Source organism: Humibacillus xanthopallidus, from assembly GCF_044793955.1.
Lineage (GTDB): Bacteria > Actinomycetota > Actinomycetes > Actinomycetales > Dermatophilaceae > Humibacillus > Humibacillus xanthopallidus_C.
The window spans coordinates 56,037-68,044 of record NZ_CP084995.1 but is presented as its reverse complement, the minus strand read 5'-3'; the positions used below and the strand labels follow the sequence as shown (position 1 = coordinate 68,044).

At 72.0% G+C, this 12,008-nt stretch carries 11 protein-coding genes and 1 pseudogene; 2 read left to right on the top strand and 10 right to left on the bottom strand.

What is annotated here, in order from left to right; all coding sequences use genetic code 11:
• Nucleotides 1-50: 50 nt before the first annotated feature.
• The 5 genes and pseudogenes from LG278_RS00305 to LG278_RS00285 all read right to left on the bottom strand — a co-directional run.
• Nucleotides 51-1,421: an FAD-dependent oxidoreductase gene (locus tag LG278_RS00305; protein ID WP_404389785.1), complete on the bottom strand. Its 1,371-nt coding sequence runs from the start codon at nucleotides 1,419-1,421 to the stop codon at nucleotides 51-53.
• Nucleotides 1,422-1,490: 69 nt separating this feature from the next.
• Nucleotides 1,491-3,632 (bottom strand): hypothetical protein, encoded by a 2,142-nt coding sequence (locus tag LG278_RS00300; protein WP_404389783.1) that lies wholly within the window; start codon nucleotides 3,630-3,632, stop codon nucleotides 1,491-1,493.
• A 77-nt stretch (nucleotides 3,633-3,709) separates the two neighbouring features.
• The gene (locus tag LG278_RS00295; protein ID WP_404389781.1) at nucleotides 3,710-4,711 is read right to left on the bottom strand and encodes an NAD-dependent epimerase/dehydratase family protein; all 1,002 of its coding nucleotides are present in this window, start codon (nucleotides 4,709-4,711) and stop codon (nucleotides 3,710-3,712) included.
• A gap of 76 nt (nucleotides 4,712-4,787) precedes the next feature.
• Nucleotides 4,788-5,072, bottom strand: a complete 285-nt coding sequence (locus tag LG278_RS00290; protein WP_404389779.1) for a MerR family DNA-binding protein — start codon at nucleotides 5,070-5,072, stop codon at nucleotides 4,788-4,790.
• A gap of 64 nt (nucleotides 5,073-5,136) precedes the next feature.
• Nucleotides 5,137-5,229 (bottom strand): annotated as a pseudogene (locus LG278_RS00285) (MerR family transcriptional regulator); the annotation flags it as partial.
• Nucleotides 5,230-5,300: 71 nt separating this feature from the next.
• Here LG278_RS00285 and LG278_RS00280 point away from each other — a divergent pair.
• Nucleotides 5,301-6,203, top strand: a complete 903-nt coding sequence (locus LG278_RS00280; protein ID WP_404389777.1) for an NAD(P)/FAD-dependent oxidoreductase — start codon at nucleotides 5,301-5,303, stop codon at nucleotides 6,201-6,203.
• Between the two features lie 35 nt (nucleotides 6,204-6,238).
• Here the strand turns inward: LG278_RS00280 and LG278_RS00275 are convergent, their stop codons facing one another.
• Nucleotides 6,239-7,111 (bottom strand): hypothetical protein, encoded by an 873-nt coding sequence (locus LG278_RS00275; RefSeq protein WP_404389775.1) that lies wholly within the window; start codon nucleotides 7,109-7,111, stop codon nucleotides 6,239-6,241.
• 228 nt (nucleotides 7,112-7,339) lie between these two features.
• Here LG278_RS00275 and LG278_RS00270 point away from each other — a divergent pair, with 228 nt between their 5' ends.
• Entirely contained in the window at nucleotides 7,340-7,726 is a 387-nt protein-coding gene (locus LG278_RS00270; RefSeq protein WP_404389773.1) for a YciI family protein, read from the top strand.
• Nucleotides 7,727-7,811: 85 nt separating this feature from the next.
• Here LG278_RS00270 and LG278_RS00265 read toward each other — a convergent pair whose 3' ends face one another.
• The 4 genes from LG278_RS00265 to LG278_RS00250 all read right to left on the bottom strand — a co-directional run bounded on the left by LG278_RS00265 (nucleotide 7,812) and on the right by LG278_RS00250 (nucleotide 11,844).
• The gene (locus LG278_RS00265; RefSeq protein WP_404389771.1) at nucleotides 7,812-8,636 is read right to left on the bottom strand and encodes a DUF6299 family protein; all 825 of its coding nucleotides are present in this window, start codon (nucleotides 8,634-8,636) and stop codon (nucleotides 7,812-7,814) included.
• 154 nt (nucleotides 8,637-8,790) lie between these two features.
• Nucleotides 8,791-9,951, bottom strand: a complete 1,161-nt coding sequence (locus tag LG278_RS00260) for an alpha/beta hydrolase family protein (protein WP_404389769.1) — start codon at nucleotides 9,949-9,951, stop codon at nucleotides 8,791-8,793.
• A gap of 100 nt (nucleotides 9,952-10,051) precedes the next feature.
• Nucleotides 10,052-10,831, bottom strand: a complete 780-nt coding sequence (locus tag LG278_RS00255) for an ABC transporter permease (protein WP_404389767.1) — start codon at nucleotides 10,829-10,831, stop codon at nucleotides 10,052-10,054.
• A 47-nt stretch (nucleotides 10,832-10,878) separates the two neighbouring features.
• Nucleotides 10,879-11,844, bottom strand: coding sequence for an ATP-binding cassette domain-containing protein (locus LG278_RS00250; RefSeq protein WP_404389765.1), 966 nt, complete (start codon nucleotides 11,842-11,844; stop codon nucleotides 10,879-10,881).
• Nucleotides 11,845-12,008 lie beyond the last annotated feature (164 nt).

The window sequence follows — 12,008 nt, the reverse complement described above, 5'->3', positions numbered from 1 at the left end:
ACGCGCCGGTTGACGACGCCCTCACCCCATGCCCGATGGGCCCGTGTCTGTCACACCTCAGCCTCGACCGGGCGGGGCCCACCGCGGCTCAGGGACCTGCCACTCGCCACGCGAGCGAGCAGCTGCGGACGGAAGAGGGCCGATGGCGGGTCGACGAGCGACGTGACTCGGAGGAAGGCACGGCCAGCCATCGGGTCCTCCTCTGCGGCCGCCTGCACGCGATCCACGTAGCGGCTGAGAAGTCCGTTGGCGATGTGTCGATCTCCGGCGACCCCGGGAAAGGTGAGGTCGGCTCCGGTCGCGAGGCCCCAGGCGACGCCGGCGATGCGGGAGGCGTGGCGCTGATAGCGACGGGTATCGAGGGGGCCGGTGCGGCTCAGGTGCGCGCGCAGCGCTTCTGCCTGGAGCGCGGCGACGGTCATCCCCTGGCCGTAGATCGGGTTGAGGGCGCACAGCGCGTCGCCCAGGACGACGACACCGTCCGGGAGCTGGTCCCGCCGCTCGTAATGGTGCCGCCGAGAGACCGGGTGCCGGTGCGGAACGGGGTCATCGAGCGGCTCGGCCTCGCGCACCAGCTCGCCGATCTCGGGCAGGGCCAGGTCGGAGGCGAAACGGACGAAGCCCCCAGCGTCAATGGGTGGGTGGTCTCCCAGGACTCCCATCAGGGTGACGAGCCATCGGTCGCCCTCGACGCGTGATGCACCACCCCCGCGGGGGACGTCAGGGGTGGGTCCAGACAGCACGACGAGGTCAGAGCCGAGTGCGCCGACCGGCACGCGGTACTGGCGGGTGGTGTAGCCGACATCGACCCGGACCTCGTCCGTGTCCAGCTGCGGGTAGCCGAGCTCGCAGAGCCAGACGGGCAGCCGCGACCCGCGGCCGGTGGCTTCGACCACGAGGTCCGCACCGAGCACCTCGGCGGAGCTGCCGTCGTCGCGCCCGATGGCGCGCACGCCGGTCACCCGGGTCCAGCTCCGGTCGGTCGTCAGACCGACGATGTCGCGCCCGTCGAGCACCCGGATCCCGGGCAGACCCGTCACCCGGCGCCGGATGGCTGCCTCCAGGGCTGGCCTGCTCACGCAGAGGGCCGTGAGCTGCGCATCCCCCCGGGCGAAGCGGTGCCCGCCGAAGCAGAGTCGAGTGTCGCCGAGCATGTCCCCGATAGCGGCCCCCTCGGCGACGAGCTCGGATGTCAGTCCGGGAAGCATGCCCTCCAGGACGGAATGTCCACGGGCCAGCAGGCCGTGCAGGTGTCGGGCTTGCGGGGTGCCTCGCCGCGGCGCCGAGCCGTCTGCGAGATGGTCCCGCTCGACGATGCAGACCTCACGGTAGGAGGTGGTGAGCACAAGGGCGGAGACGAGGCCCGCGATGCCGGCTCCGAGCACCACCGCGCGATCGCGGCCGGCGGGTGTTGTGGTCATGGTCAACCTCCTCAGGACTTTCCTCGAGGTTGCGTCTGCATGGTGCTCACTCACCAGTTCAGTTGGTGCTCACTTCTGCTCAGCTCCTGCCCGGGTGCTCTGCAGCGGCGGGCCGAGCTCACGTCGCCACAGCGACTCGACGACGCGCTCGACACCGCGCGCAAGGTGGCGGCGATAGGTGCTGAAGGGCACCCCCATCGCCGCAGCGGCGGCCTCCTGGGTCCTGAACTTCGCGAGGTAGGTGCAGCGGAGCGCCTGCAGCAAGGGGTCGTCCCGAGGGTCCTCCGCGAGTTCTGCGACGGCTCCACGCAAGAGGTTCTCCAGCCCGGTGGAGGTCGTCGAGTTGGGGTCCACGGCGGAGTCGTCTCGTGTGCTCGCCGTCTCCGCGAGGAGACGGGTCCGCTGGAGCGGGTTGCGTGCCAGCAGGTCGGGGCGGTGCAGGTCGCGCAGGCCCTGCCGGACCGCATCGCCGAACTCCTCGCGAGCAAGCACCAAGAGTTCGGTCGACGTGTCTGCCGGCGTCAGCATGGCGTCGTCAGCCAGGGCGCGCTCGGTCCAGCGACGGACCATCGCCTCCACCGGCACGCGGCGGAAGTCGTGGGCGAACAGGCCCGACCGACGTCCGTCGACGGTGAAATCGGCCCCGCGCGCCCGGGGGAGGTCCGCAGCGAGGAAGAACTCGTCCCACTGGTCCGGATCGGCCAGGGTGACGAAGTCCCACGCCAGGTGGACGAGTGAGAGCTGTCGCTGCAGGGTCAGGATCGGCACCGCGTCGAGGGTCGGCGAAGGGCCCTGCCCGGCGACGATGTCGGCGATGAACCGGCATTGGGTCACCATTTCCCCCGGCCGCGCCGGGGCCTGCGCCAGGGCGAAGGCCCAGGCTGCTGCGGTCCCCGGATCGGAGGCACGCTCTGTCGCCGTCGCCCGGGTGAGGTCGAGTATGGCGACAACGCCGCGGACACGGCGCCCGGCCTCCCGGATCACCCAGAAGGCTTCCGGCTGGCGGTCCCACCACTCGGCGGCGAGGGACGCGGACTCCGGGCCGTCCACCGAGAGCAGGACCTCGAGGACCTCCCGACGGTCCTCGGGCCGGGCCGGGTCGGGGTAGGTGTCCTGCCACTCTCCCCACGAGACGGGGGCCACGACGCTGCGCACGTGGCGGAAGCAGAACTTGAGGTCCGCGACGGCGCGCTGCTGGTCGGTGCCCTTGAGACCGCGAGCGCGGGCGAGCGCGTGCTCCTGGACCGCTCGGAACCGTACGCGGTAGCCGTCCCGGTCGCGCCAGCGCGCCTCGGCATCCAGCAGGTCGCGCACGAGGTCGTGCGGCGCGACCCCGTCCCTCACCGGTTCCAGGTAGGCCTGCGAGGCCAGCCAGCCGAATCGGTCGTGCGCAGCCTCCGCGTCGGGCAGCACGTGACGCAACAGGTCTTCGTCTGTCGAGCGGGCGATCGCCGTGGTCTCGAGGGCTGCACGGTAGGACGCCGAGGGGACCTCGGAGACCGACGCCGCCAGCAGCATGCGCACGACATCGCCCGGCAGCGGGTCGAGCGAGAAGGACGGGTCACGGGCGACGAGTGCGCTCACCATGGAGAGGGCCAGCGGGTGTCCGTAGGTGACGTGCAGGATCTCGTCACACCGTCCCGGCGGCACCCCTCGCCGCTCCAGGTAGTCGCGAGCATCCTCTGCGTCGAGGTTGCGCAGGGCGATGGCGCGGAGCTGTTCGGACCACGCCGGGTCAGCGCGCCAGCCCGGCCCCGGTGGGCCGCGACCGGCCAGCACGACCACGGCGTCGGACGGCAGCCGTGGGAGCAGCCCGTCACGCACCCAGTCGTCGAGGGGGAGGAGGTGCTCGTAGCCGTCCACCAGCAGGATGAGGCGTTGGCCGTCGCGCGTGGTGATGGGGCCGTCGTCCTGGGGGACGTCGAGCACCTCTGCAAGGGCCGCCAGCACGGCGACGGGAAGGGGCTCCACGTCGCGGCCAGAGAGCTCGACGACGCGATCGCCGCCGGCCCGTGCGGCATCTGCGAAGGCCCCCAGCAGCACGGTCTTGCCGATGCCACCCGGCCCCGCCACGTGCAGGACCCGGAAACCTGGATCCTCGTCGTCGAGGGCGGCTCGCCACAGGGCGACCTCAGCGGCGCGCCCCACGAAGAGGCGTCGCCGTCGAGCTGCCAGCTCTTCGCCGATGGTAGGCCCGGTCCCGCGGCTCACCTCGCCATCGTGCCAGCGAACCGGCAGGGAGGCGATAGTCACCGGTCCGTGTGCGGTCGACCAGACGTCAGCGCCCGTCAGGCCCTTTCGTGGGCGGCCCAGAGGCGGGCCTCAGCCGCGGCGTCCATCGGCGTCCCGACTCGGCCCTTCGGACGCTCGGGCAGCCCCTCGCGCTGCAACCAGGCCCACGTGTCGGCCACCGTCTGCTCGATCGGACGGCAGCTCAGCCCGGCAGCGAGGGCTGCGGACACGTCGCAGTCGTGCAGGCCGGCATACTCCCCGGTGGGCGGCAGCCAGATCGGCAGCTCGGTCCACGGCTCGACCCCGGCCGCCTCGATGGTCTCGGGAGTGAGCCACACGAGATCCGCCTGGGCCCCCGTCACGTCGTTGGAGGCGTCGAGCACCTGACCGATGGTCGCGTGACCCGGCCGGCTCACCGTGTTGAAGGTGCCCACGGGCCGCGAGCCCAGCACCCAGTCGGCGATGTCGCGGCAGTCGATCAGTTGCAGCGGTCGGTCGCGGGGGCCGGGTGCGGGCACGCGCCCACCCGGCCCGGCGGCAGCGATCCGGTTCAGCCAGAAGGGCATCCGGCCGACGATCTCGTAGGGCCCGAGGATGAGGCCGGCCCTCGCGAGAGTCACGTCGCCGTCGAACTCCGACAGCACGGCCAGCTCGCCGCCGCGCTTCGCCGCGGCGTAGTCGTCGGCGTCGGTCGAGCCCGGGTCGCCCTCGACGACCGGGGCGCTCTCGTCGGACCCCACCTCGAGCGGCCAGGAGTAGACCGATCGTGAGGAGATGTAGCAGTAGGAGCCGGCTCGCCCGCTCAGCAGCCGGGCCGACTCCTGCACGGCGACCGGCGCGAGCGACCACGTGTCGACGACCGCATCCCACTCGTCGTCACCGAGCGCCTCGGCGAGCGAGTCGGCCACGAGGCGGTCTGCGTGGCGGGTCTCGGCGCCGGCTGCGTCGGGGCCGGTGAGGCCGCGGTTCACCGTCGTCACGTCGTCTCCGCGGGCCAGGCCTGCCTCGACGAAGGCGCGACCGACGTGGTGGGTGCCTCCGAGCACGAGAAGTCTCATGGAGCGATCCTGACCCTGACCACCATTGGCTGCCAACTGTTTCCGCTCTCGGTGGAACGCGCCGGGGGAAGGAAGATCAGAAGTGCCACTCGTCGGGCCGCACGGACGGCGTGCGCCCCTCGGTGAGGTCGGCGACGAACCCGGCGAAGCGCGGGCAGGCGACGATGTCGTGTGCCCGGCACCGCAGGGCGTGCTCCGTCATCTCGCGAGACCGCTCGATGGCCCGGGTGCGCTCGTCGAGGTCGCGCAGATGCGCCTTCAGCACCTCCTGCCGACCCTGGGCCTCCCCGTCGATGAGCACCCGGATCTGCTCCAGCGACATGCCCGCCGACTTGTTGCGCACGATGACGGCGACGCGCACGAGGTCGTCGCGGGCCGTAGCGGCGGTAGCCCGAGGCGTTGCGCTCGGGGGCGAGCAGACCGATCGACTCCCAGTGCCGCAGCACGTTGGTCGGCAGGTCGAATCGCGCCGCCAGCTCGCCGACCGTCCACGTCGTCTGCTGCTCATTTGCCTTCATGTTGACATGAAGGTACACGCTGGCGTCAGACAGCAGAAGCACCGCAGGAGAAGACCTCAGAAGGAGACCCCATGCACACCGACGTCGCCATCGTGGGCGGAGGGCCAGCAGGCCTGCAGGCCGCCCTCAGCCTCAGCCGCATCCACCGACGGGCCGTCCTGCTCGATGACGGCACCTACCGCAACGCCACCGTCAGCCACATGCACAACGTGCTCACCAACGACGGCACCCCGCCGGCGGACTACCGCGCGACGGCGCACCGGGAGCTCGCGGCATACGACACCCTCACCGTGCTGCGGACCCGCGCCGACGAGGTCGAGCAGACCGGCGACACCTTCCGGCTGCATCTCGCAAACGGGTCCACGCTGACCGCCGCCGCTCTCGTGCTCGCCACCGGCGTGCGCGACGAGCTGCCGGCCATCGGCGGCATGGCCGAGCTCTGGGGAGACCTCGCGGCGCAGTGCCCCTTCTGCCACGCCCACGAGTTCGCCGGCGGCCGCATCGGGATCGTCGGCACCGCGCCGGCGGCGCACCTGACCGCCATGCTCGGGCCGATCGCCTCCGAGGTCGTCGTGCTGGCCAACGGTGAGGCCCTGCCCGACACGTGGCACGGGGGAGCCGATGTCCGGCCCGAGCGCATCCTGTCGGTCGAGCGCCACGGCGGGGGAGTGCGGGTCACCCTCGCCGGGCCGGACGGCGTGCGGCAGCACGAGCAGGTCGCCGTGCTCTTCGTCATGCCCACGCTGCACCAGTCGGCGCCCTTCGCCGCGCAGCTCGGCCTCGAGCTCAACCCGTCGGGCGGGGTGCGCATCGACGAGTTCGGGCGCACGAGCCGCCCGGGGGTGTATGCCGCGGGCGACATGGCGCACCAGCCGGCCTTCCCGATGCCGATGGCTTCCGTCGTCGTGGCCCAGGCCATGGGGCAGCTCGCCGGGATCACGGCGCACGCCACCCTGATGGCGGCGGGACGCTGAGGCGCTCGCATCCTGCTCCGCGAGGCGGAGCAGGGTCAGATCGCACCGGCCGTCGCCCGCACGCGCGCTGAGTCCTCGGCCGGGCAGTCGTAGGTGCGGGCCGTGAGCCGGCGCCGCGCACCGGCGCCGAGCACGACGGCGAAGCCCAGCGGCTCCACCGCGGCGCGCACGTCGTCCACGTGCAGCGAGCCGTGCCGCTCGATGACGAGGGCCACCCGCCCGTCGGGAGCCGCCTCGGTGCGGTCGAGGGCGAGCACGGTCGTCGACATGGGCGCGTGCCGTGGGTAGCGGGCCAGCGCCGCATCCTCGTCGTGCGTCAGGAGCACGACGCCCTGCTCGACACCGGCCTCGCTGGCGAACTCGGCGCGCAGGGCCGACGCCCTGCTGTGCGCCGGCTCGTCGGTCGCTCCCGTGACGTGACGGGAGCGGTTGGCTGACGTGATGTGCAGGAAGGGGCTCCGCGACCGCGCGAGTGCCGCGGCGAGGAAGCGGTTCGACGGACACGCATACCCCGGCGCGATGAGCTGGACGGTGGCCCGACCACCGCTGGCGCTCGTGAGGTGCCGGGGCACCTGCTCGGCGGCGGGTCCGCGGAAGCCGCAGGGCCCGAGCCCGTAGAGCGCGTCGAGCAGCGCGTGGACGGCGTCGATCGGCAGGTCCCGGGGCAGGGCCGTCAGGTCCCAGAGAGTCGTCATCCGCGAGGGCGTCGTCGTGACGCTCCCGACCTGAGCCGCGGGACGACCCTTGAGGACGTTGGTCGCGCGCACGGTCGTCGCGTCGGGCAACGTCGTCAGGGCGTAGAGGTTGGCGAAGCCGTGGGCGACCACGTCACCCCGCGAGAGCCGGGCGGCCGCGCGAGCGACGTCTCGCGGAGACTCCAGGTGCAGCGTCGGGCTCGCGTGCGCCACGTCGACCACCCCCTTTCCCGATCAGGGTCCAGAGTCGGCAGCCTGCAGCGGTGATACGTGCTGTCGCGCGACGACAGCTGAGACCGGCGTCAGGCCCAGACCGCGATGAGCACGCCGAGCGGCGGGATGCTCGACACTGTCACTCCAGAGGATGTCGAGAACGCCGCGTCGGCTCCGACGTCACCTCTGAAGCCGCACCCGCGGCCGTCACCTGACGAAGGAGAAGTCGTGAAGTACGTCATCCTCATTCACTCCAACCCCCAGCCGTGGGGCCACCCCACCAGTGACTTCCTCGCCGAGCAGCAGGCCCGCTCTGCCGAGGAGCGCCAGCAGGGCGACGCCGCGTTCGAGCAGATGCTGACCGAGCTGTCGGCCTCGGGGGAGCTCGTCGGCGGGGAGGCGCTCGCTGCCCCGTCCGAGGCGCGCCTCTACCGCTGGGACGCGGGCCAGCGCGTCGCCACCGACGGGCCCTACTCGGAGACCAAGGAGCACCTCGCGGGGTTCTTCCTCATCGACGTCGCCAGCCAGGAGCGCGCGGAGCAGATCTGCGAGAGCTTCTCCGGACCGGGTGAGACGGTCGAGCTGCGCCCCGGGTGGACCGGCGACGCGGCCTGACCCACACCCGCGCCCGCACGCACACCCGGGTGGAGGTGATTGCGGCACCCACGTGGGTGTCGCAATCACCTCGGACCGGTGGGGGTCAGGACTTCCTGCCCTTGAGCTGGACGGTCTGGTCGGCGAGGTACTCGCCGCAGCCGGTGACGTTGCAGGCGACGCCGACCGTCACGTTGACCGCCTTGCCTCCCTTGAACGTGCCGTTGTCACCTGTGATGAAGACCGTCCAGGGCTCGGGCTCGCCCGTGCACACGGCCTCGGTGCCGCCATAGCCCCTGATCAGCAACCGGCCGACCCGCTGGGTCAGCTGGAGGTCGACGAACGCGAGGTCCGCTCCCTCGTCGCACGTCACCGTGCCAGAGAGGTAGGCGCCACCGGTGGCCGAGTCGAACTGCCCGACCGGGTCGACGGTGACATCGATGGTCGGCGGCGGTGGGGCGACGTCGACGGTGATCTGGAGCGTGCCGCCGTTGCCCGCCTCGTCGAGCTGGTCGTCGAAGGCGAGAATCGTGTAGGTCTGGCCGGCGACCACCTCGAAGGCGGTGCCGCCCGACCCGCAGGTGAGCCACGTCAGTGCGCCGGGCGTGCCCTGCCCGACGCTGACGCCGGCGCTGTAGTTCGAGTCGCTGACGTCGGCCGCCAGGTAGCCGTCCGCGGGTGCGGTGACGGTGAACCAGACGCTCGCGTCGGTGGCAGGGGCTCCGCACTCGTCCGGGTTGAGCTGTGCGTCGTCGGCGTCGGTCGTCGCGTCGCTCGTGATGATCGTGGCGCTGTAGGGCAGTGACCCGATGACGTCCGGGCTGCCGCTGGTGTCGTTGCCCGGTGCGGCGGCCAGGGCCGGAGCACCCGACAGGACCAGACCGGTGATCGTCGCGACCGCAGCCGCGCCCCACCTCGTTGTGAGTCTCATGCGTCGTTCCCCTTGTCGTTGGACGAAGAGAGCTCGCCCAGCCCGTCCGACCCTGGACGACCCCTGTGACCCGGCAGCGCCAGATCATCCATCGACGGTAGCGAGACAGCACGCCACGTTCGGGCGTTTCGCGCAGATCGTCAGCGGCCGGAGGTCAGGACAGGTGCTTCTCGAGGAACGCCTCGGTGCGGCGGATCGAGGTGTCCCACTGCGGCGAGGTCAGGGTGTGCCGACCGCCCTGGTAGATGCGGAAGTCGACCTCCTTGCCCTTGGCCTGCAGCGCTGCGACCGACTCGCGCGACCAGCTGAGGGGGCAGTCCTCGTCGATCGTGCCGTGGTGGATCATCAGCGGCTCGGTGATGCGGTCGAAGTAGGTGCGCGCGCTCGTGGCGGCCCACCGTGCGGGCTGCGCCTCAGGGGTGCCGAGCCGGTCGATGACCTTGCTCGCGGCGCCCGAGCGCGACGGGTCACGGCGCACCCACTTGTTGAAGTTGTCGACGCTGTCGGAGCTGACGGGTGCGTAGGCGACCGCGGCCTGGAAGACGCCCGGCTGGGCGACGATGGCGTTGTAGACCACCCCTCCGCCCATCGAGCGACCGATGAGGGCGACGCGCTCGGGGTCGACGGCGGGATGCGCCTTGAGCGCCAGCGCGGCGTTGATGGCGTCGATCGTGTAGCCGTTGCGGAGGTTCGCGTCGTTGCCCGGGTCCTTGCTCGACTGCGCGTGGTTGCGGTAGTCGATGTGCAGCGTGACGTATCCCTGTCGCGCGAGGTAGTCGCGCTCGCGCAGCATCGTCTCGCCGTTGGTGTACTCCGCCGGCGGGACGTAGCCGTGGGCGAGCACGACCGCCGGGAAGGGGCCGTCGCCGCGCGGGATGTTGATCCGGCCCGAGATGGTGAGGCCGTCGCCCTGGTAGGTCGCGTAGTACTGCCGATAGGCGCTCGTGCTCCCGCGCTCCGCACCGAGCTTGAGGTTGCGGCCGTCGTAGGCGTGGTCGATGAGCGCCTGGATCGAGGCCGGGTCGGCGGCGGGCGCGGCCGTCGTGCTGGGCGACGGGCTCGGGGTGGCCGATGTGGCGGCACTGGTGGACCCGGAGGGCGTCGGGCTGAGCGGCGCGGCCGTGGAGGTCGCGGCGGACGACCCGCCCGTCGAGGCCGACGACGCCACGCCAGACCCCGATGGCACCGTTGTCGTCGGGGCCTGGCTGCCCGTGGAGCACGCCCCGGCGAGGGCGGCCACCAGTCCCGTGGCAGCAACCACGCGGCATACCCGGGCGGTGGTGGACAGGTGAACGGCACGTCGGAGGTCGCTCATCACCCGAGTGTCACCCGCAGATCACCCGAAACCGCCACCCCGTCGCGAAGACGCGACCCGATCGTGACCTGCGGCCCTGCGGCCCTGAGGCCCTGCCCCGTCAGCCAGCCGACGGCGCCATGGCGCGCGTCGCATAGAGCCGCCGGGACCACAGGTAGCCGAGCAGCGCGATCGCGAGGCACCACCCGACCGCGAGCCAGGCGGTCGACGCCGGCACCGGCTCGCCGGCGAGCAGGCCGCGCACGGTCTCGATGATCGGCGTGAAGGGCTGGTGCTCGGCAAACCACGCGAGCCCCGCCGGCATCGACTCCACGGGCACGAAGCCGCTGCCGAGGAAGGGCAGGAAGATGAGGAACATCGGCAGGTTGCTCGCCGTCTCGACGCTCTTGCTGACGAGCCCGAGAGCCACCGAGAGCCAGGTCAGCGCGAGGGCCGTCAGGGTGAGGAGGCCACCGAGCAGCAGCCAGTCGCGGGGACTCGCGCCGGGCCGCATGCCGAGCGCGATCGCCACGAGCAGCAGGGTGGCCATGCTGAGGAGCGACTGGATGACGGCGCTGACCACGTGGCCGGTGAGCACCGATCCGGGCGAGATCGCCATCGACCGGAAGCGCGCGACGATGCCTCCGGTGACGTCCATGGCCACGCTGATCGCCGTGCCCTGCGCGGCCGAGGCCGCCGCCATCGTGACGATCGCCGGCGTGACGTAGTCGAGGTAGGCCGCGCGCCCCTCCGGGCCCGAGGCGACTCCGCCGGGCAGTCCCGCGCCCAGCGTGCCTCCGAAGACGTAGACGAACAGCAGGAGGAGCAGGACCGGGATGCCGATGAGGAGCACCGTCATGCTCGGGTAGCGCACCATGTGGATCAGCTGGCGCCGGGTCATCGTGCGAGAGTCCTTGAGGGACAGAGAGATCGGCTGCTGAGCAGACATCATGAGGCCTTTCGCGTGTCGGAGGTGAGGGCGAGGAAGACGTCGTCGAGGTCGGGCGCGGTCACCTCGAGGTGGGTGGCCTCGACGCGGTCGCGCTCGAGCCGGTCGAGCACCGATCGCAGCCCCGGTATGCCGTCCGCCGCGGGCACGCTGAGCGTCAGCGTCTCGTCGTGGCGGGTCCCCTCGGGGAAGGTGTGAGCGGCCTGGTCGAGCCCGGCGGCAGTGTCGAGGTGCAGCAGGATCGCGCCGCCGGGCACCTGCCGCTTGAGCTCCGCGGGAGTGCCCTGGGCGACGATCCGGCCGCCGTCGAGCACGGCGACGGTGTCGGCCAGGCGGTCCGCCTCGTCGAGGTACTGCGTGGTCAGCAGGATCGTGACCCCGTCGGCGACGAGCCCGCGCACGAGGTCCCACAGCCCCCGGCGACTCCGGGGGTCGAGACCCGTTGTCGGCTCGTCGAGGAAGATGACTCGCGGCTCGCCCATGAGCGTCATCGCGAGGTCGAGCTTGCGCTGCATGCCGCCCGACCAGGTGGCCACCCGCTCGCCGGCGGCGTCGGCGACGTCGAAGCGCTCGAGCAGCGCCGCCGCGCGAGAACGGCTCTCGGCGCGGGGCAGGTGGTGCAGGTCACCCATGAGGAGCAGGTTCTCGGCGCCCGTGAGCAGGCCGTCGACGGCGGAGAACTGCCCGGTCACCCCGATGACGGAGCGCACCGACGCCTGGTCGGTCGCGACGTCGTGGCCGCAGACGGTCGCCCGTCCGGAGTCGGCACGCAGCAGGGTCGACAGCACGTTGACCGTCGTCGTCTTGCCGGCGCCGTTGGGCCCGAGCATGGCCAGGACCGTGCCCTCGGCGATGGACAGGTCGAGGCCGTCGAGCACGACGTGGTCGCCGTAGGACACGCGAAGGTCGGCGATCTCGACGGCGGCGGTGCGGGTGGTCGTGGCGGAGCGGGTGGTCGTGGACATGACGGATCTCCTTGGGGTGCAGATGGTTTGGGGCAGGCTGCCGCCAGGCATGCGGCATACCGCGTCGTCCCGGGTACACGGCACCCGGCGTGCGCACGGTGCGCACCATGCGGACGGAGCGGTCGCTCCGGGTCAGCCCGGCGAGGGCCGGCGGACGGCTGCGG